We start from the raw sequence: 18,807 nt of genomic DNA, 5'->3' as shown, positions 1-18,807 counted from the left end.
TATGGCATGGGTTGGGTGCAGTGCACCGGAAGGCCCGGTTCCGAGCGGAACTGATGTCCGACGCACACGTGTTACAGAGTAAAGAACGAGCCAGATGATAACCATGGCCCCCCGGTGTACGGCCACCCGTACACCGGGGAACGTTTGTCCATGGCTAGCGCGCGGCCTCCGGATAGAAGTCGCGTGAACGGCCCTGGCCGTCCTTGAGCTTTCCGAGCAGGCTCGCCGGGTACTCGATGAGCCAGTAGCTCACCGCGGCGGCGGCCACGGCCACCACCAGCACGATGACCACGGCCAGCGGGAAGCCCGCCTGGCCGTCGGGGGGCAGCAGCCCGGCGTTGTACAGGCCCAGCATGATCGGCTCATGCCAGACGAAGAGGCTGTAGCTGGCCAGCCCGGCGCCGGTGAGCCAGCGGGCCGTGAGCCATGTGTGCCACCGCCCCTGCCGCCGCACATGGATGGTGCTGTACAGCAACACCATCCACAGCAGGGCGGACAGCGGATGGTAGAAGGTGGTCGGGAAGTCCTCCGACTCCGTACCGGACCAGGACAGCAGATACAGCCCCAGGAGGGCGGCCACCCGCAGCGGGATCGCCACCTTCGCGTGGAGCCGGCCCCGGTCGCCGAGGGCGACCATCATCACGGCCAGGCCCATGCCCGCCGCGAACCCTCCGAAGCGGGCCTGCGGTCCGAAGTACACCGGCCATTCGGTGTGCGGGATCTCCAGCACATAGCGGGCGACCGCGATCCAGATGAACGGCCCGATGTACAGCAGGGCACATCCGGCGGCGCACACCGCCACCCGGGAGGCCCGCTTGCGCAGCGGACGGCAGACGCGGGCGGCCAGCGGGCCGAGTCCCACCAGCGCCAGATAGAACATGATTTCCAGCGACAACGACCAGGTGGGGCCGATGGTGTAGAAGATCTGCTCCTGGTCGAAGACCTGGGTGAAGGTGAGATGGTGCACCAGATCGGACCACTCACCGGGCAGCGTGGGGTTGCGGGTGGCCCAGACGCACAGGACCGCCAGGAAGTACAGCGGAATGATCCGGATGGCCCGCCGGAAGAGGAACACCCGGCCGGGGCGGGTCGAGCCCCCCTCGATCGCCGCCCGTGCGTAGGACAGTGTCAGCAGATACGCGGACAGCACGAAGAAGAAGTCGATGACCTCCAGCGACACCAGCGCGTTCGCGTACCGGTTGGGCACCGGTGAGTGGGCGCCGTCCCGGTCGTAGGTGAAGTACTGCTGCCAGACGTGGAAGACGACCGTGAGGAGGGCCGCCATGCCCCGGAAGCCCTGGATCTCCGCGTTCCTCCGGTTCCGGGAGGGCGCGCCCTTGGCGGGTGTGCCGTTGACCGGCCGGCGGACGGTGGCGGGTGCGGTGGTGAGGGTGGTGGACGCCGTGCTCATGTCCGCTTCACCGCCTTCTCGCCGGGCCGCGGGGTGACCCGCCACTGGCGGTCCCGCAGCACCTCCTTGAGCAGCGACTGACGGGCCACGATGTTCTTGAAGTGGCTGTAGAAGAAGGTGGACACCAGCAGATACCGCCAGAACCACGCCCTGCGGCGGCGCAGTTCGGGCACCGCGAGCCGCCATGCGAACAGCGCCTGGACCAGTCCGGCGGAGAGGGTGAACAGGGTGGCCAGCAGGCAGACCGGCACCGCCCAGTCGAGCTGGTCCACGCCGCCCGCCCGCCACGCCGAGTACAGCAGCACGGGCAGGATCTGGAGGGTCAGCCACGGCTGGATCTCACGCCAGCCCAGCAGCACCAGCAGCCCCGCCTTCTGGCGGGCGGTGAAGGCCGGCGAGCGCAGCCCGCGCCACAGATACTTCAGCGACACCTGGAGCCAGCCCTGGGCCCAGCGCGACCGCTGGTTCCACAGCGCCTTGAGGGTGGTGGGCGCCAGTTCGCGGGAGATGAGCGTCCGGTCGGTGGCGATCCTGGCTCCCTCGTGGAGGGCACGCATCGAGGAGTCGATGTCCTCGGTGAGCATCGTGCCGTGCATCCGGGTCCTGGCGAGCAGATCGGTGCGCCAGAAGCCGTTGGAGCCGCCGAAGACACCGAAGGTGTAGAGCCGGGTCCGGCCGGGGTGGCTGACGGCGTAGATGGCCTCGAACTCCACGCCCACCAGCTTGGCGACCCAGGAGCTCTCGCCGTTGCGGATCACACAGTGGCCCTGGACCACGTCGTAGCCGTTCGAGAGCCAGTGCCAGGCGTGCTGGAAGGCGTCGGGCACCGGGTGGTGGTCGGCGTCGAAGATGCCGACGAACTCACCGCGCACCCGGGTGACCGCGGCGTTGACGTTCTGCGCCTTGGAGGTGCTGCCCGCCACCGGCATCAGCACCAGCCGCGGGTCGCGGCGGGCCATCTCCCGCAGGGTCTCCTCGACGGGCATGGGGTGCGGCGTGTTGTACGCGAGCACGATCTCCAGCTCGTTGGGGTAGTCCAGGCGCAGAAAGGACTCGATGGTGTCGACGATGGTCGCGGCCTCATTGGGCAGATACGCGGCGATGACGGCGCTGGCCGGCGGATACGGCTGGGCCGGCTGTTCGGGCCGGGGTTTGGCGTCGAGCGAGAAGAGGCACTCCAGCACGATCATCGCGGCGGAGAGCACCAGCCCGGACACCACGACCCAGTAGGCGGCCGAGCCGACGTCCCAGCCCAGTTCGTACATCTGCTGGTAGAAGACGAAGGGGATGCCCACGCCGAAGAGCAGCACCAGGATGGGCGAGAGCGCCGACAGCAGGGCGCGCAGCGCGGTGGCCAGCGGACGGCGGCGGCGGTGGCTGCCGCGCATCCACGCCGCGTACTTGACCGGCCGCAGATCCCGGTGGCGGATCGATTCGTCCACCGCGTTGCGGGAGTTGGCGACGGCCTGGGCGCGGTCCGGGCAGTCGGCCAGCGGGGTCCAGCCGATCGCCGGGGTCAGCCGTACGTTCTCATCGGCGACCACGAAGCGGGTCCCGGCCACCGCGTTGGCGAACTTCTGGAGTTCGCCGCGCGCGGTGTCCTCGTCCACACCGGGCATGAGCATCAGCAGATGGCCGTCGTCGTCCCAGCCGAGCCGGTCGCAGACGCCGCCCAGTTTCTCCGCCACTCCGGCGAGACGTTCGGCGACCTCACGGCGCACCCGCGGCCCCAGCCGGGCTTCGAGGGCGGCTATCTCGGCGACGCCGACCATGGCGACGACACCACCGACGCGGCTGTCGTCGACCCGCTTGAGTTCGCGGTCGAGTTCGCCCAGGAAGTGGGGCTGGGAGTACAGGCCGGTGCGCGGGTCGAGCAGCAGATTCTCGACGGGGACCGGAACCCGGCGCAGCTTGGCCTCGATCCGGGCGGACAGCTCGACGGGGTCGGAGCTGTCCGGCAGGCAGTCGTCGGCGCCGCCGCGCAGCATGTCGGCGACGCCGACGGGACCGGGGTCGGAGGTGACCATGAGCAGGGGAAGCGCCCGTCCCGCGGGCACGGCGCGGACCTCGCGTATCAGGTCCAGCCCGTCGCCGGCGCCGTCCAGGGCGACGATCGCGTCCGGAGGGGATTGCCGCATCTGACGGCTGACGTCGCCGGGCTCCGCATGGCTCACCTCATGCCCGGTCGAGACGAGTGTCCGGGTCAGCTTGTCGAGTCTGGGACCCGGTGTGCCGACCGCCAGCACATGCCCGCTCGGCCCCGCCACATCGCCGCGAGCGGCGGGCACGGGTTGCTGGTATTCGCGTGATCGTGGGTGGTGCGAAGTAAGCACCTGAGGTTCCTTTCTGAAAGACATGCGTCACCGAACGGGCCGTGGGCGCGCGGACGTTCCGGCCGGGGTCAGGGCAGACCACGTGGCCCGTGGGCATGCGCGCATGGGCATGCGGCTACGGGCAGGCCGGAGGACGGCGTCGCCGGGAAGGCCGGGGCGATCCGCCGTTCGGTGAGTGGTGAGAGGCGGCTACGCCGCTACCGTGGCCGATCCGCGCGGGGAGAGGTGAGGTCTCCGGCGGGGTCTCGGGCAGACGGACGTGACGGCGGCGGTGGACACGCGAACGTGCTCCAGCGAATTGCGCATAAGGTCCCATCCTGTTCGGATCGTGGGGGGCGGACCGAACGTCACCAGTGCGGGTCGACCGATCTTTTAGGCTGACCGGTCGGAATCCTTAGTCTCATCGATCACTACGGAACCACACAACACATCGAAGTAACACTCTCATTAACCGATGAGAGAGTTCGGCGTTCCCACGGGCCGATGGCCATTGGCCCCAACTTGCCTACGGCGCGGGGGTGTCGGAGCCCACGTCGGTACGGCGTCGGCGGGGCGTCGGCGGGTCATCGACCCGGCGTCGGCGCCACGTCGGTGCGATGTCGGTGCCCGCGGCCAGTCTTTTTCCAGGCACCACATTCGGTGGTTGAATTCGGAAGGGACAACACCCATGCGCAATACCCGGGTCCTGATCTCCGGCGCCAGTATCGCCGGGCCCGCCCTCGCCTACTGGCTGGACCACCATGGCTTCCAGGTCACCGTGGTGGAGCGCGCCGCGGGCCCGCGCCCGGGCGGACAGGCGATCGACGTACGAGGCCCGGCGCTGGAGGTGTGCGAGCGCATGGGTGTGCTGGCGGAGGTCCGGGCGCGCCGCACCGGGCTGCGCGGTATGTCGATGGTCGACGGCGACGGAAAAGAGCTGTTCAGCACAACCGAGCGCACCGCGAGTGGCGGCTTTCTCGACAGCCCCGACGTGGAGATTCTCCGGGACGATCTGTCCTCGGTTCTGCTGGCCGCGGGCGGCGACGGGATCGAGTACCTCTTCAACGATTCCATCGCCTCGCTCGCCCAGGGCCCCCATGAGGTGGCGGTCACCTTCCACCGGGGCGGTTCGCGCGCCTTCGACATCGTGGTGGCGGCCGACGGGGTGCACTCCTCCACCCGGGCGCTGGTCTTCGGCCCGGAGGAGAAATTCCTTCACCATATGGGGGGCTATCTGGGCGTGTGGACGGTGCCGAACTATCTGGGCCTGGACCGCTGGGAGGTCATCTACCAGATGCCCGGCGACGTCTGGGGCGGCATGATGATGAGCGTCCGCGAGAACACCGAGGCCCGGGTCTACATCGGCATCGACTCGGACGAACCGCCCGCCGAGTTCCTCGGCTCCCGGACCGTCTCGGATCAGAAGCGGCTGGTGGCCGAGCGGTACCGGGACGCGCGCTGGGAGATGCCACGGCTGCTGGAGTACATGTGGGGGGCGCCCGACTTCCACCTCGACGTGGCGGCCCAGATCCATATGGACTCCTGGTCCCGTGGCCGGGTGACCCTGGTCGGCGACGCCGGTTACTGCGGCTCGCCGATGTCCGGGCAGAGCACCAGCGTGGCCATGGTCGGCGCCTATGTCCTGGCGGGCGAGCTCAAGGCCGCCGGCGGCGACCACACCACGGCCTTCGCCGCCTATGAGCGCGAGCTGCGGGGCTATGCGGCGGCCAACCAGCAGCTCGCGCTGGACCAGAAGGCGCGGAAGGACGCGGAGACCGCATCGCACGGGCAGGAGCCCGACACCAACCCGACCAATATCGGTGACGGCTTCTACGAGGTGGTCAACTCCTACACCCTCAAGGACTACTGACCGGGCCGCCCGACGGTGGTGGCCGTGGCCCTGGACGTGGCCGTGGGCCCGTGACCGGCTAGGACACCACGTCCTTGCGGCCGAAGCCACGGAAGGCGAACGCGAGGAACACCAGCGCGTAGGCAACCGACACCGAGACGCCCTTCACCATTCCGCCCCACTCCATATGGGGCTGGAGTGCGTCCGCCCACGCGAACTGCCAGTGCGCGGGCAGGAAGTCGCGCCAGGAGCCGAGTGCCGTGACCGCGTCCAGCACATTGCCCACGATGGTGAGCCCCACCGCACCGCCCACCGCGCCCAGCGGCGCGTCGGTGACGGTCGAGAGCCAGAACGCGAGGGCGGCCGTGACCAACTGGGACAGGAAGATGTACAGCACCACGAGGGCGAGCCGGACGAGGGCGTCCCCGATCGGCAGTTCACCGCCCGTGGGCATCTCCAGCGGCCCCCAGCCGTATGCGACGGTGCCCACCGCGAGCGCGACCAGCGGCAGCAGCACCATGGCGGCCGCGCTGAACGCGAGGGCCACCGCCAGCTTGCTCCCCAGCAGCCGGGCCCGGGGCACGGGCGCGGCCAGCAGATAGCGCAGCGAGGACCAGCTCGCCTCGGCGGCCACGGTGTCGCCGCAGAACAGCGCCACCGGCACCACCAGCAGAAAGGCGGCCGAGACGAACAGCGCGGTGGCGGCGAGGTTGGCGCCGGAGGCGGTGGCCGTGGCCATCAGGGTGACCCGGTCCTCCTGCCCCTCGGGGGCGCCGCCGATGGCGAACGCGACGACGAGGACGAACGGCAGCAGCGCCAGCACCAGCGCCATGACCAGGGTCCGGCGGCGGCGCAGTTGCCGTACGGCCTCCACCCGCAGCGGCAGGGTGTGGTGGGCCCGGTAGCCGGGCGCGACCTGGGACAGGGAGCTCACGCGGATCCTCCTGCAATCAGCGTCAAGAAGGCGTCTTCCAGGCGCCGGTTGGGCCCGAAGCTGGTCACCGGGATCTCCAGCCGCACCAGTTCGGCGAGCAGCCGGGCCGGGGTGGTCCCGTCGAGCTGGACGAGCAGTCCGTCGGCGGTGCGGGCGGCGGAGACGATGCCGGGCAGCGTGTTCACCTTGTCGATGTGGACCTCGCTCAGCTCGCCGTCGTGGCCCACGAGCACACTGCCGCCGTTGCCGGTGATCTCGCCGACCGGGCCCGCCTGGATGAGCCGGCCCCGGTCCATGACGACCAGATGGGTGCAGGACTGCTCGACCTCCGCCAGGAGATGGCTGGAAACGATCACCGTGCGCCCCTCGGCGGCGTACCGGATCATCACCTCGCGCATCTCGCGGATCTGCGGCGGGTCCAGGCCGTTGGTCGGTTCGTCGAGGATCAGCAGATCGGGCAGGCCCAGCATGGCCTGGGCGATGGCGAGCCGCTGCCGCATGCCCTGGGAGTAGGTGCGTACCGCACGCTCCAGCGCGCCGCCCAGGCCCGCGATCTTGAGCGCCTCCTCGATATGGGCGTCGGCGGCGGGGCGGCCGGTGGCCCGCCAGTACAGCTCCAGGTTGGCGCTGCCGGTCAGATGCGGCAGGAAGCCCGCTCCCTCGACGAAGGCGCCGACGCGGGAGAGCACGGGCGCACCGGGCCTGATGGCCTGGCCGAAGACCCGGATCTCGCCCTCGTCGGGGGCGATGAGCCCCATCAGCATGCGCAAGGTGGTGGTCTTGCCCGCGCCGTTGGGCCCGAGGAGTCCGAGCACCTGCCCCTTCTCTACGCGGAAGGACAACTCGCGTACCGCGTAGCGGTCGGCGGACTTGGCGTAGCGCTTGCTGAGACCGGTGATCTCCAGGGGCACCTCGGCCAGTTCGGGGTCGGGCGCGGGAGTGGCCGTACGCCGCCTGCCGGTCAGCACCAGCACGAGCGCCACCACGGCCGCGGCCAGCGGCAGCCCCCACACCCAGGCGGGCAGCGGGGCGGGCTGGGTGTGCACCACGGGAGCGGTGGGGACCGTCAGGCCGCCGTCCACGAGCCCGACCGTGTAGGTGGCGGGCTCGGTCGGCGAGGCGTAGCCGAGGTCGGTGGAGGCCAGGACCAGCCGCAGCCGGTGGCCCGCGATGAGCTCGTGGTCGACGGCGGGCAGCCGCACGGTGACGGTACGGCCCTGCTTCGCACCCGTGACGCGCAGCGGCGTGACCAGTTGCTCGGGCAGCACCTGCTGTCCGTCCGGCCCCACGTCGTAGACCTTGGCGAACAGGACGGCGTCATCCGTGTCGGCCTTGACCCGCACCTTCACCTCGGGCGATCCGGTGATGCGCAGGGGCCGGTCCAGCCGCGCCGAGTCGAACCGCGCGAACTGGCCGGGGATGTCGAGGGAGAGGCCGACGCCGAGCGAGGACGCCTGGGACAGCCCGGCCACGCCCGGCACCGTGGAGATGGAGGGCGGCCCCGCCCCGGGCGGGTTGGCGAACGACTGCTCGCGTCCGGGCAGTGCCACCTTCCGGGTGCCGTCGGCCAGGCCCGGGTAGCGGTCGCCGGTGGCGCCGCGCAGTTGGAGCGCGCCGTTGGTGGTGTCGATGCCGCCGGTGCGGCTGATCCGGAAGGCGGGCCCGGTGTCGGTGCCCTTGTCGCCCTTGAGGTAGCGGTCGAACCAGGCCCGGGTGCGGGCCGCCACCCGCGAGGTCTCGCGGTCGCCGCCGTCATGTCCTCCGGCGGTCCAGTCGACGGCGACCGGCGCCCCGGTGGCCCGGATCGCCTTCGCCATCTCGTCGGCCTGGCCGAGCGGGAAGAGGGAGTCGGCCTGTCCCTGGAGGATCAGCGTGGGGACCTTGATCCGGCCGGCCACGGCGGACGGGCTGCGGGCCTCGAGCATCCGGCGGGCGGCGGCATCGGGCTTTCCGGCGACCGCGACCCGCTCGTACATCTCGCACAGCCGCTTCTCGAAGCGGCCACAGCCCTGGCCTCCCAGGGCCTTACCGCCGCTCTCGCCCCGTTCGCCGTTCGCGTCTCCCGGGTCCGCCCGGACTCCCTGGCCCGCCCCGCCGTTCGCGCCGCCCGCGCCCGACCGGCCCATTCCGCCGTTCGCATCCTCCTGGCCGCCCTGGGCCCGGGTGAGGTCGGCCGAGCCGGTGGTGAAGAACAGCCCGGTCCAGAGCTTCTTGTAGACCCCGTTCGGGAAGAGCGCGTCGGCGAGGTTCCAGTAGGTGATCTCGGGCGCGATGGCGTCCACCCGGCGGTCGTATCCGGCGGCGAGCAGGGAGACCGCCCCGCCGTAGGAGGCGCCGGCGACGCCCACCCGGGGGTCGCCCTGGCCGTCGAGCCGCACCTCGGGGCGTTTCGCCAGCCAGTCGATCAGCCGCCGGGCATCGGCCACCTCATGGTCCGGGTCGTTCAGCCCGATCTTCCCCGTGGATCTGCCGAATCCACGCGCCGACCAGGTGAGCACGGCGTATCCGTCGCGGGCCAGCCCCTCGGCCCGCTCGCGTACGTCGTCCTTGCTGCCGCCGAAGCCGTGGGCGAGCAGGACCGCGGGCCTGCGGCCGCTGCCCGAGGTGAAGTACGAGGTGTCGATGCGCGCCCCCGGCATGTCCAGCACGCGGTCCTGGCGGTGCACGGCCGGCCGGTCGTCGGAGGCGGCGGCCGCCCAGGTGCCCGCGCCCGCGAGGACGGCCGCGGCGGCCACGGCGGCGGCCAGGCGCCGGCCTCGCAGCCGGGTCTTTCGGAGATCCATACCGCAACCCTAAGAGGAGGATGCGAACGCCGGAGCTGACACCAGACGGATTCTCGCCCCCTCCCGGGGGAGTACCCGGACACCCGCCGTACACCCGGTGCGGTATGCCCCCGGCCGCGGCGGCCGGGCTTTTGGATCCGTCAGATGAAGCTCCATAAGATGCGCCGGTGATCATAAAGAAACGTCTGGCGACAGGCGCGTTGGGGCTGCTCGCGGCCCTCGCCTGCGGCCTGATATCCCCTCCCGCCGCGATGGCCGGCGAACCGGCTCCCGATTCCCCGAAGGTCGAGCTGGTGCTCGACGTCAGCGGCTCCATGCGGGCCCGCGACGTCGACGGCGACACCCGGATGGCGGCAGCGAAACAGGCGTTCAACGAGGTGCTGGACGCCACTCCCGAGGAGGTGCGGCTGGGCATCCGCACCCTCGGCGCCAACTACCCGGGCAAGGACCGCGTGGCCGGCTGCCGGGACAGCGAGCGGCTCTACCCGGTGGGCCAGGTCGACCGCACCGAGGCCAAGGCGGCCGTCGCCACGCTGCGCCCCACCGGCTGGACGCCCATCGGGCTCGCGCTGCGCGGCGCGTCCAAGGACCTCTCCAGCGGCGACGGGACCCGCCGGATCGTGCTGATCACGGACGGCGAGGACTCCTGCGGTCAGCCCGACCCGTGTGATGTGGCTCGTGAACTGGCCGCCCAGGGAACCCATCTGGTCGTCGACACGCTCGGGCTGACGCTGGACCGCAAGGTCCGCGAGCAGCTCAGTTGCATCGCCGAGGCCACCGGTGGCACCTATACGGCGATCCAGCACCGGGACCAGCTCTCCAGCCGTATCAAGCAGCTTGTCCGGCGCTCCGCCGACACTCCCGTGCAGACGCCCACACCGGTGCAAGGCGCGGCACAGTGCGCGAAGGCCCCGTACCTGGGCTCCGGCCTCTACAGCGACCGGGAGAGCTTCGGCGAACACCGCTGGTACCGGATGCGCGTGGCGCCAGGTCAGGAGCTGCGGGCCGCGACGAGCGTGGCCGTGGACCGGGCCGTCGACCCGGACTACGGCATTCTGCTGCGCGCGATGACCCCCGGCGGCCGGGAGCTGGTGCGCGGCAGCGAGGCGGGCAGCGGCCGTACGGACGTCATCTCCAGCGGGCTGCGCTATCCGGTCGCCGATGTGGACGACGACGAGGACAAGACCGCGCGGACGGTGTGCCTGGAGCTGAGCCAGTCCTTCTCCGCGCCCGCTTCCGTCAAGCGCACTCCGGGCCTTCCGGTGGAGCTCGCCGTCGATGTGGTCGGCAACGACGATCCGCCCGCCGATGTGGCCGCCTTCGGCCTGGGCCGCGGCTGGATGCTGCTGGGCGTGCTCACCGTGGGCGGGCTGCTCGCGGGGTTGCTGTGGGGCTGGCTGGCCCGCTGGCGTGTCACCGTCTGGAGGTCCAACTGATGCGAGCCCTGCGTACCGTGGGCGCCGCGCTCACCCTGTGTGCCGCGGCCTGGCTGACCGCCGCCGCCCCGGCCGCCGCCGACGGCACGGACGGCGCGGACGACAAGAAGGACAGCGCCCCCACCGAGGCGGGCACGAACTTCCGTACCGCCACCGAGATCAAGCCCGGTGAGAAGGCCACCGCGGCGGCCTCCACCGGCGACTATCTGTACTGGGTGTTCCCGGCCGCCGCCGGGCAGACCCCCAAGGTCGAGGCAGAGCTGAAGCTGCCCGACGGTTCGAGCCGGCACGGCAGCGCCACCTGGCAGCTCGATGTCTACGACGGTCTGCGCCGCCACCAGGCGTGCGCCTCGGGCACCCCGGCGCGCCGGGCGGCCCAGCAGGACCGGTCGGTCACCGTGAGCTGCACCCTGCGCCAGGTGCGGTCCTGGTCCGAGCGCTGGGCCAACGACCCTCTCCAGGGCGCCTATTACGTGCGGCTCACCGTCGTCGATCTGCCGGCCGAGGACCTCGGGCTGCCGATCGACGCCGCGGTGGAGGCGTCCGTACCGGACGCGGGCGGGGCACACGCCGACGGCGGGGACGTGTCCCCGCTCAATCCGGTGCTGCGGTCCGGAACGGCCCCCGGCACGGGCTCCGGCGCGGACTCCGAGGCGCCGGGCGACACGTCCTCGGACTCCGCGGACGACAAGGGCGGGGAGATCCCGCACGCGGTCGCCGAGCCGGAGGACGGCTGGGGCTCCGGCTGGTGGTCGGACCGGTGGGTGTGGACCGTGATCGGCGCGGCGCTGGCGGCGCTCGCCGGGGTGGGCGGCTACACCCTCATCCGGGGGCCGCGCTTCCCCGGCCGTCCGCCGGGCGACACCTGACCCGATATCTGACCCGATGTCCGGAATTGGCGCGCGGCCCGCACCTTCACCGTGCGGGCCGCGCGCCTCCCCGGACCCCGGTCGCCCGGGCCCTCAGGAATAGTCCTGGCCCATGAGCCGCCCAAAGTCTTCGGGATCCGTGTCGAATCCACGAATTGCGCCCTGCATTCCCCATTCCCCCGAGTCGTCACGGGTGAATACCGCTACCGTGGCGGCAGTGGCTTCTGAGACACCGGAGAAGTCGCTCTTAATCAGCTCGGTGTATCCGTTGAGAATCCGGACGCTGGTGTTCGGAACATCCCCGAACGCCTTCCGGCCCGAGCTCCGCTGGATGACCACCCCGACGACCACCCGCGAGTAATCGGACGACAGCCGTTCGAGCTCGAGGGTCATGGACTCGTCGACGCCAAGGCCCTGGCCAGTGCGGCTGTCCCTGTTGAGGTTGATGGTGCCGTCCGGTGAGCGGCTGTCGAAGTGGACGAGATACGCGGGCTCGCCGAACGGATCGGCGGCGCGGTACGTCCCCGCCACGATGTCGAGATCATGGGGCGGCTCACCGGTGGGACTCGGATCCCACTTGAGCGCCACCTCGATTTTCCGAAGCCCCTTGTTGAGACCAGTCACCCGGACTTCCCTTCCCTCGAACCGTGCGGATGTTGAATGCGCGTGGCGTCAAGCGTATCGCGGGCAGGGCGAGTTGAGGATTTTCCGACGGCCGCGTGCGGGGCCTCCCCGAGGGGTCTCTACTATGGGCCTCCGTACTAACGGCGGAAGGAAGCGTCCATGCGACGGTTGGGGGAGCTCGAGGCGGAGATCATGGACCGCCTCTGGGCTTGGCAGCGTCCCACCACAGTGCGGGAGATCGTGGACGACATCAATGAGCACCGCCCGGTCGCCTATACCACGGTGATGACCGTCGCTTCCATCCTCTACAACAAGGGCTGGCTGCTGCGCGCCAAGGAGGGCCGGGCGTGGGTGTACTCGCCGGTCCGCAGCCGCGAGGAGTACACCGCGGCCCTGATGGAGGACGCGCTCGGCACCAGCGAGGACCGCTCCGCCGCCCTCGCCCACTTCGTCGAGCAGATGGGCCCGGAGGAGGTCAGCGCGCTGCGCAAGGCCCTGCGGGCCGCGGGGCGGCGGACCCAGGCGTGACGGCCGCCCTCACCACCCTGGGCCGCTACGCCGCCGTGGTCGGCCCGGTGGCCCCGAAGGCGCTGGCGCGCAGCGCCTGGCCGCATCGCGCACCCGGTCTGGCGATTGCCGTTTGGCATGGATTAGCCCTGTCGTTCACCATCGCACTGGTTCTGACCACTTATCACCTCGTCACCCCAACTTGACATCTTCATAATGGAATGTCCGGCTTGCTCCAGTTCTGTGGGTTGACGTTCGATGCCCGCATCCCGGGCACGGGCCCGGTCGGAGTTCCGGCCGTCGCCGTATCGGCCTCGGTGGCACCGCTCCCGCCCGTCCGCTTCGGCCATGAGCTGCTGCGGGCCCGGCGCGTTCGCGCCCGCCACCGGGGCGTACCGGACATGGCCGGACGGCGCTCGGCGCGCTGGCGCGCCACCGTGCTGGACCATGACACGCCCGCGGCGTACCGCCTGCCCGGCCGCAGGCCGCGGATCGTCGTGAGCGCGCACGCGTTGAGGCTGCTCTCCCCCGCGCAACTGGAGTCCGTACTGGAGCATGAGCGCGCGCATATCGCGGGCCGCCACCATCTGGCCCTGGCGGCCACCGAGGCGTTCGCCCGGGTGTTCCGGTGGCTGCCGCCGGCGCGCGAGGCCAGGGCGCAGACGGCACTTCCGCTGGAGATGGCCGCGGACGACCGGGCCCTGCGCCGCCATCCGCGCGAAGCGCTCGTCTCCGCCCCGTACGCGATGGCGGCGGGCCACGCGGGCCATGCTCCCGGCGGGGCCTTCAGCGTCGGCGGACCGGACGCCGTGATCCGGCTGCGGCGGATGCTGGAGGCCCGGCGGCGTCCGCATCCGGCACTGTGCGGCGTGGTGGTGGCGGCCGCGGTGGCCGTACCGCTGCCACCCCCTCTGCTCGGCTGCGCTCCCGGGATGGGGTAGCGGCCCCGGCGCGCCTAAGGGGCCGCCCCGGTGCCACGCGGAGGGACCGCGGGACCCGGGGCGGCGGGGCGGGAGGCGGATCAGAGCCGGTCGAGGAGGGTTCGCAGGGTGGCGACCTCGGTGGACTGGCTCTTGACGACGTCGTCGGCGAGCTTCTTGGCCTTGGCGTTACGGCCGTTCTTCTTCTCGTCCTTCGCCATGGCGATCGCGCCCTGGTGATGGTCGATCATCATGCGGGCAAAGGCGCGGTCGAAGGCCGGCCCCTTGGCGGCCTCGAGCTTCCGCATGTCCTTCTCGGACATCATTCCGCCCATATCGCTCTTACCGCTTGAACCGTGGCCCATGCCATCCATACCGTCCATACCGTCCGATGACGCCTTCTCCGGCTTGCCCCAGTCCTTGAGCCAGGACTTCAGGGTGGCGATCTCCGGGCCCCGCACCTTCTCGATCCGCCCCGCCAGGCTGGTGATCCGCGCGTCCGAGGCCCGGCCATCGGCCAGTGCGGCCATCGTCAGGGCCTGCTCATGATGCGGGATCATCATCTGCGCGAAGCCGACGTCCGCGTCATTGAACGTGCCCGCAGCGGAGCCCGCGGTCACCCCGGAGGCGGTGGACTCCTTCCCGCTCCCGTGATCCACACCCTTCGCGTCGTCGTTCCCGCCACAGCCCGCGAGCAGCAGCCCTCCGGCGGCGACGGCGCTCACGAGTGCGAGACGGCGATGGAGCGGCCGACGCGGGGACATGCGTGAATGCGGTCATGTCGATATATATCTTTTTGCCAAGTGCTGACTGTCCCATGGGGCGCATCGGCGCTTTACGCGTGGTTCGACCTAAATCCAGGTCCGCGGGATGGCGGGTCGGGCCGTGCGACGACGGCCCACGCCACGGGGAGCCTCGGCGGGGGACCGCTCCGACGGGCGAGGACCGCGCTCAGGAGCGCCCCGAGCACCCAGACGCCGAGCGCCGCCACACATAGCGAGGCCATGTCCATACCGGTCATGGGTGCGCATGGCTTCGTCTCGGGCGCGGCCGGGGCATGCCCGGCCTCGGCGGGCGCGGCGGACGGGGCGGGGCGCAGCTCGCCGGAGGCATGGTGCGCCGACTGACTCCCATGACCCCCACCCGCACCGGATCCGCCGTCGGGATGGCCCAGGGTGCGCATGACGAAGACACCGAGCGCGAGCACGACGACGAGCAGGAGCCGCGGAAGGACTCCGTCCGCGCGCACACTCCTGCCGGTGTTCACCTTCGCCCCTCGGGGGTCGGCGCGATCTCTCGGAGCCACACCCTACTCCTAATGCCGTTAGTACGCGCACGGACCCCGGGAAGACCCTCGGAAGACCCCTCGGAAGCCGCTCAGCTCTCCCGCATCGCGAGCCTGGCCAGCATGTTCTTCGCCTCGTCGGCGACCTGGGCATCCGCGACCACGTCATAGCGCGCGGCCACGATCTGGCTGCGGGACGAGAAATCGCGCTCCCCCCGGGTCATGGCATGCCCGACGAAACCGAAGATCGCACCGAACACCGCGCCGTAGACGAGACCGCTCACCAGCAGCAAGATCACGTTGTGGGCCCCGGCGGCGAACACGGTCAGCAGCAGCCCGACCAGCAGTCCGAACCAGGCCCCCGTACCGGCCCCCGCCAGCGCCGCACGGCCCCTGGTCAGCCGCCCCAGCACCGTCTCGACCATCCGGAGGTCCGAGCCGATGATCGCCATGTGTTCCACCGGGAACCTGTTGTCGGACAGGAAGTCGACCGCGCGCTGGGCGCCGGCGTACGTCGGAAACGAGCCGACGACCGGGCGGTCGACCACCTCCGACGGCGGTTGCTGGGTCATCGCCGTCTCCCTCCGTCAAAGAGAGCGTGCGCCCGCGCCTGTCCCCTCGCAACGGGAGAGGCGGCGGGGAGCAGCGAGGGGAAAGCGGCGGAACCTCCGAGGATGGTCCGCGCGGCCGGATATCCGGAACACCGGCGCGGCTATCCGCGGAGCATTTCCCCGGCCCTCTTCACCCTTCTCCCCGCCGCTCCTCGCCGTCGACCCCCATTTCCCACCCGGGCACGAGACCGTGCCATTCCCGGAAGGGGCCGCTTCCTTTCGCGTCGTCGGCGCATGGGCCCGCTCCCTCTCCCGGGAGTCCCAGGAGACCCGCTATCCGTTTACGGTTAACCGTTGACAGCGGTAGCCGTAGGTACGGCTGACGCTGACGCGGTGACCCCACGCCGCCCGGACGGGCCCGCCGCGCTCCGAGGAGGCGCGGCGGGCCGGGGGTTTCAGCGGCGGGCGGGGCGGTCGGTGTGATCGGTGCGGATGAGGGAGCGCACCATCCGGCAGGTGGTGTCGGAGGGCGGATGCACCCCGATCCGGGCGGCCGTGGAGCGTATCTTGCGGTTGGGCGCCTGCTCGGGGCGGTAGACACCGGAGTTGAGCAGCGCGATGGCCAGGCGCATGGCCTTCAGACGGCGGTTGTGGGACTCGTACCACTCACGCGGGCGCCCGGCGGGCATCCGCTTCTTCGGCAGGGTCGGAAAGCTCGGCAGCTCCTGAAGAGGGGGTGCGGCAACGGCCATCGGCAGCCTCCTGAGATGGTCGGGAAACCTTCCCTTCAACTGCCTCTATTCTACGGCCGGGCACTGACAAAGGCCCCTGGTCAGGCGCCATTTACGAGGCGGTCTCGCGATACTGTGCACGGCATGGAGATCTGGATCAATCCGGCATGCTCGAAGTGCCGTGGCGCGCTCACCCTGCTCGATGCGGAGGGGGCCGGATACACCGTCCGCCGCTATCTCGAAGACGTGCCGAGCCAGGACGAGATCCGCGAGGTGCTCGGCCGGCTCGGGCTGGAGCCGTGGGACATCACCCGGACCCAGGAGGCGGCCGCGAAGGAGCTGGGGCTGAAGGACTGGCCGCGTGAGGAGAGCGCTCGGGACCGCTGGATCGCGGCGCTCGCCGAGCACCCGAAGCTCATCCAGCGGCCCATCATCACGGCGGACGACGGTACGGCGGTGGTGGGGCGCACGGAGGAGGCGGTACGGGAGGCGCTGTCCCGGTCCCGCGAGTGACCTCGAGGCCGTGGGCACCACGCCCCGGGCGCCCCGCGTTACGACACGGGACGCCGGGCGTGGGAGCCGCTCAGTGGCGCCGGGGCGAGGGCTGCTGCGGACGCAGCAGGAACCGCTGTGTCTTACCGCTGGAGGTCTTCGGCAGCTCGGTCACGAAGTGGACGTTCCGCGGATAGGCGTGCTTGGCGTACCGCTCCCTGACGAGCTGCTGGAGCTCGGCCGCGAGCGCCCCACCCGCCTCCGTCCCGGGCCGCGGCACGACGAACGCCTCCACGACCTCGCCGTACTCCTCGTCCGGTACGCCGACCACGGCGGCCTCCGCCACCGCGGCGTGCTCCAGCAGCACGGTCTCCACCTCGAAGGGGCCGATGCGGTAGCCCGCCATCAGGATGATGTCGTCGCCGCGCCCGGAGAAGAACAGATCGCCCTCCTCGTCGCGGGAGGCGGTGTCACCGGTGTAGAACCAGTGCCCATCGGGGCTGAACTTCTCGGCGGTCTGCTCGGGGGCGTCGCGGTAGCCCTTGAACCACATCAGCGGGCTGTTCCGGATGTCCACCACGACCCGGCCGGGAATGTCCACCCGGGCCGGCGCGGAGTTGGTGTCCTCGCGCAGCACCCTCACCCCCCAGCCGGGCAGCGGACGGCCCATGGAGCCGGGCTTGATGTCGTCGCGCAGGGCCGGGTGCCAGGCGTGGGCGACCACCATGCCCAGCTCGGTCGAGCCGTAGTGGTCGCGCACGGGGACACCGAGCGTCTCGAGCGCCCAGTCGACGACGTCCGGGGGCAGCGGTTCGCCCGCCGCCGAGCAGCAGCGCAGCCGCAGATCGCCGGGGGCGGGGATGCCGGAGGCGCGCAGCTTGCGGTAGACGGTGGGCCCGGCGGCGAAGTTGGTGACCCCGAAGCGGGAGAGCACCTCCCAGGTGGACTCCGCGGAGAACAGGCCGTTCAGCAGCAGTGCGCGCTGCCCGAGGGCGAGCGGCCCGATGAGCGCGTAGTACAGGCCGTACGCCCAGCCCGGGTCGGCGGCGTTCCAGAAGACGTCGGTGGGCCGGTGGTCCAGGCCGAACTGCTGGTACATCGTGAAGCCCGCGACGGCCCGCAGCGGGATCGGGACCGCCTTGGGGGTGCCCGCGGTACCCGAGGTGAACAGCTCCACGATGAGCCCGTCGCCGCCCACGGCCACCGGTTCGGGCAGCGTGGCGTCTCCCTCGGCCAGTTCCGCGAAGGACAGGTCCGACCCGGTGACGGGCCCGGTGGTGACGATCCGCCAGGGGCGCTCGCCGGGGAAGCCCGACTCCGGGTCCAGCTTGGGGCGTTGGTCCGCGTCGCTGATCACGACCTTGGTGTCGTTGCCCGCGATCCGCAGCGCGATGGCCGGCGGGGCGAACGCGGTGAACAGCGGCACCTGGACGGCCCCGAGCCGCCAGATCGCAAGGCTGGCGACCAGCAGGTCGGCGGATTTGCCCATCAAGGTGGCGACGCGGTCGCCCACTCCGACCCCCAGGGCGGCCAGGGCACCGGCCATCCGCGACGAACGGTCCCGCAGCTCCCCGTACGTCATGTCGCGGCCGGCCAGATCCTTGCCCACCACCGTGAACGCGACGGCGTCGTCCGGGTGCCTGTCGCATAGCAGGTACGCGGTGTTCGCCGCAGGTTCACCGAAGGTCTTGAGCAGGTCAGCCATGCGCTGTTCCGGGCTGGTCAAGAGGGCTCCTAGTGCTGGTATCCACGAATCGCGCCGGACGGGAGCCAGGGCCGGTGCCCGGCTTGGGGCGAGCGCGGACGCACCTCGGGGGCGCGGGCGCATCTCGCCTTCCGGGGTGGGCTGTTCCCGGGGTGCGCTGAGCCGAAGTCCCAGGCGGCAGCTCCCGTTGGCCTGTACACGCTATCGCGCTTTCCCACCGATCCGGCAGCGGTCCTCCGGTACCGGAATCGGGACGACTTCCGAAGGCCGGAGCGGAGCCGATACGGGGCCCGGAGCGGAAGCGGCGGGCGACGGTCCCGGCCGTCACCGACGCACTCTGGCGCCCCCTCTTCCCCCGCCTTACCTTGGGGCAGCGGTAGGCATACCGCTCGTACGGC

General features: G+C 71.1%; 16 protein-coding genes and 1 pseudogene. 8 read left to right on the top strand and 9 right to left on the bottom strand.

What is annotated here, in order from left to right:
- Nucleotides 1-154: 154 nt before the first annotated feature.
- Together ACK1X7_RS43730 and ACK1X7_RS43725 are read right to left on the bottom strand one after the other, a co-directional pair.
- The gene (locus ACK1X7_RS43730) at nucleotides 155-1,411 is read right to left on the bottom strand and encodes an acyltransferase family protein (protein ID WP_413116589.1); all 1,257 of its coding nucleotides are present in this window, start codon (nucleotides 1,409-1,411) and stop codon (nucleotides 155-157) included.
- Entirely contained in the window at nucleotides 1,408-3,699 is a 2,292-nt protein-coding gene (locus ACK1X7_RS43725) for a glycosyltransferase (protein ID WP_390794867.1), read from the bottom strand. The genes ACK1X7_RS43730 and ACK1X7_RS43725 overlap by 4 nt, the downstream gene beginning before the upstream one ends.
- 712 nt (nucleotides 3,700-4,411) lie before the next feature.
- Between ACK1X7_RS43725 and ACK1X7_RS43720 the strand changes: the two genes are divergently transcribed.
- Nucleotides 4,412-5,593: an FAD-dependent monooxygenase gene (locus ACK1X7_RS43720; RefSeq protein ID WP_390794866.1), complete on the top strand. Its 1,182-nt coding sequence runs from the start codon at nucleotides 4,412-4,414 to the stop codon at nucleotides 5,591-5,593.
- A 58-nt stretch (nucleotides 5,594-5,651) separates the two neighbouring features.
- Here the strand turns inward: ACK1X7_RS43720 and ACK1X7_RS43715 are convergent, their stop codons facing one another.
- Together ACK1X7_RS43715 and ACK1X7_RS43710 are read right to left on the bottom strand one after the other, a co-directional pair.
- Nucleotides 5,652-6,506 (bottom strand): ABC transporter permease, encoded by an 855-nt coding sequence (locus tag ACK1X7_RS43715; protein WP_385118894.1) that lies wholly within the window; start codon nucleotides 6,504-6,506, stop codon nucleotides 5,652-5,654.
- Nucleotides 6,503-9,289 (bottom strand): alpha/beta fold hydrolase, encoded by a 2,787-nt coding sequence (locus ACK1X7_RS43710; protein WP_390794865.1) that lies wholly within the window; start codon nucleotides 9,287-9,289, stop codon nucleotides 6,503-6,505. The genes ACK1X7_RS43715 and ACK1X7_RS43710 overlap by 4 nt, the downstream gene beginning before the upstream one ends.
- A 167-nt stretch (nucleotides 9,290-9,456) precedes the next feature.
- Between ACK1X7_RS43710 and ACK1X7_RS43705 the strand changes: the two genes are divergently transcribed.
- The gene (locus ACK1X7_RS43705; RefSeq protein WP_385158524.1) at nucleotides 9,457-10,725 is read left to right on the top strand and encodes a VWA domain-containing protein; all 1,269 of its coding nucleotides are present in this window, start codon (nucleotides 9,457-9,459) and stop codon (nucleotides 10,723-10,725) included.
- Nucleotides 10,725-11,594, top strand: a complete 870-nt coding sequence (locus tag ACK1X7_RS43700; RefSeq protein WP_413116588.1) for a hypothetical protein — start codon at nucleotides 10,725-10,727, stop codon at nucleotides 11,592-11,594. The genes ACK1X7_RS43705 and ACK1X7_RS43700 overlap by 1 nt, the downstream gene beginning before the upstream one ends.
- A 93-nt stretch (nucleotides 11,595-11,687) precedes the next feature.
- On the opposite strand, the pseudogene ACK1X7_RS43695 reads toward ACK1X7_RS43700, so the two are convergent.
- Nucleotides 11,688-12,221 (bottom strand): annotated as a pseudogene (locus tag ACK1X7_RS43695) (TerD family protein); the annotation flags it as partial.
- Between the two features lie 156 nt (nucleotides 12,222-12,377).
- On the opposite strand from ACK1X7_RS43695, the gene ACK1X7_RS43690 reads away from it, so the two are divergent.
- The 3 genes from ACK1X7_RS43690 to ACK1X7_RS43680 are packed head-to-tail and all read left to right on the top strand — an operon-like array spanning nucleotide 12,378 to nucleotide 13,666.
- Nucleotides 12,378-12,746 carry a BlaI/MecI/CopY family transcriptional regulator gene (locus tag ACK1X7_RS43690; protein ID WP_059147558.1) on the top strand — a complete coding sequence of 123 codons (369 nt, stop codon included), beginning with the start codon at nucleotides 12,378-12,380 and terminating at the stop codon, nucleotides 12,744-12,746.
- Complete coding sequence (locus ACK1X7_RS43685) at nucleotides 12,743-12,931, top strand: hypothetical protein (RefSeq protein ID WP_398159542.1); 189 nt, start codon at nucleotides 12,743-12,745, stop codon at nucleotides 12,929-12,931. The genes ACK1X7_RS43690 and ACK1X7_RS43685 overlap by 4 nt, the downstream gene beginning before the upstream one ends.
- Before the next feature lie 15 nt (nucleotides 12,932-12,946).
- Complete coding sequence (locus ACK1X7_RS43680; RefSeq protein WP_413116587.1) at nucleotides 12,947-13,666, top strand: M56 family metallopeptidase; 720 nt, start codon at nucleotides 12,947-12,949, stop codon at nucleotides 13,664-13,666.
- Between the two features lie 80 nt (nucleotides 13,667-13,746).
- Here the strand turns inward: ACK1X7_RS43680 and ACK1X7_RS43675 are convergent, their stop codons facing one another.
- Nucleotides 13,747-14,370 carry a DUF305 domain-containing protein gene (locus ACK1X7_RS43675; protein ID WP_413116586.1) on the bottom strand — a complete coding sequence of 208 codons (624 nt, stop codon included), beginning with the start codon at nucleotides 14,368-14,370 and terminating at the stop codon, nucleotides 13,747-13,749.
- A 279-nt stretch (nucleotides 14,371-14,649) separates the two neighbouring features.
- Between ACK1X7_RS43675 and ACK1X7_RS43670 the strand changes: the two genes are divergently transcribed.
- A complete protein-coding gene (locus ACK1X7_RS43670; protein WP_413116585.1) occupies nucleotides 14,650-14,772 on the top strand; it encodes a hypothetical protein in 123 nt (40 codons plus the stop codon).
- A 250-nt stretch (nucleotides 14,773-15,022) separates the two neighbouring features.
- Here the strand turns inward: ACK1X7_RS43670 and ACK1X7_RS43665 are convergent, their stop codons facing one another.
- Complete coding sequence (locus ACK1X7_RS43665) at nucleotides 15,023-15,502, bottom strand: general stress protein (protein ID WP_385153877.1); 480 nt, start codon at nucleotides 15,500-15,502, stop codon at nucleotides 15,023-15,025.
- A 434-nt stretch (nucleotides 15,503-15,936) separates the two neighbouring features.
- Nucleotides 15,937-16,233, bottom strand: coding sequence for a hypothetical protein (locus ACK1X7_RS43660; protein ID WP_078638913.1), 297 nt, complete (start codon nucleotides 16,231-16,233; stop codon nucleotides 15,937-15,939).
- A 123-nt stretch (nucleotides 16,234-16,356) separates the two neighbouring features.
- Here ACK1X7_RS43660 and ACK1X7_RS43655 point away from each other — a divergent pair, with 123 nt between their 5' ends.
- On the top strand, nucleotides 16,357-16,725 hold the full coding sequence (locus ACK1X7_RS43655; protein WP_208519289.1) for an arsenate reductase family protein: 369 nt from the start codon (nucleotides 16,357-16,359) through the stop codon (nucleotides 16,723-16,725).
- 70 nt (nucleotides 16,726-16,795) lie between these two features.
- On the opposite strand, the gene ACK1X7_RS43650 is transcribed toward ACK1X7_RS43655, so the two are convergent.
- A complete protein-coding gene (locus ACK1X7_RS43650) occupies nucleotides 16,796-18,430 on the bottom strand; it encodes an AMP-binding protein (RefSeq protein ID WP_385153874.1) in 1,635 nt (544 codons plus the stop codon).
- Nucleotides 18,431-18,807: the final 377 nt, after the last annotated feature.

The organism is Streptomyces sp. CY-1, assembly GCF_047218265.1.
GTDB classification, from domain to species: domain Bacteria; phylum Actinomycetota; class Actinomycetes; order Streptomycetales; family Streptomycetaceae; genus Streptomyces; species Streptomyces niphimycinicus.
Note: the sequence above shows the minus strand (reverse complement) of the source record. Positions and strands in the feature narration are given on the sequence as shown.

Bases quoted from the DNA above. Each gene is read 5' to 3' on its own strand.
- ACK1X7_RS43730 (WP_413116589.1), bottom strand. From the start codon at position 1,411: ATGAGCACGGCGTCCACCACCCTCACCACCGCACCCGCCACCGTCCGC.
- ACK1X7_RS43700 (WP_413116588.1), top strand. From the start codon at position 10,725: ATGCGAGCCCTGCGTACCGTGGGCGCCGCGCTCACCCTGTGTGCCGCG.
- ACK1X7_RS43720 (WP_390794866.1), top strand. From the start codon at position 4,412: ATGCGCAATACCCGGGTCCTGATCTCCGGCGCCAGTATCGCCGGGCCC.
- ACK1X7_RS43655 (WP_208519289.1), top strand. From the start codon at position 16,357: ATGGAGATCTGGATCAATCCGGCATGCTCGAAGTGCCGTGGCGCGCTC.
- ACK1X7_RS43690 (WP_059147558.1), top strand. From the start codon at position 12,378: ATGCGACGGTTGGGGGAGCTCGAGGCGGAGATCATGGACCGCCTCTGG.
- ACK1X7_RS43665 (WP_385153877.1), bottom strand. From the start codon at position 15,502: ATGACCCAGCAACCGCCGTCGGAGGTGGTCGACCGCCCGGTCGTCGGC.
- ACK1X7_RS43660 (WP_078638913.1), bottom strand. From the start codon at position 16,233: ATGGCCGTTGCCGCACCCCCTCTTCAGGAGCTGCCGAGCTTTCCGACC.
- ACK1X7_RS43710 (WP_390794865.1), bottom strand. From the start codon at position 9,289: ATGGATCTCCGAAAGACCCGGCTGCGAGGCCGGCGCCTGGCCGCCGCC.
- ACK1X7_RS43670 (WP_413116585.1), top strand. From the start codon at position 14,650: ATGTCCATACCGGTCATGGGTGCGCATGGCTTCGTCTCGGGCGCGGCC.
- ACK1X7_RS43680 (WP_413116587.1), top strand. From the start codon at position 12,947: ATGTCCGGCTTGCTCCAGTTCTGTGGGTTGACGTTCGATGCCCGCATC.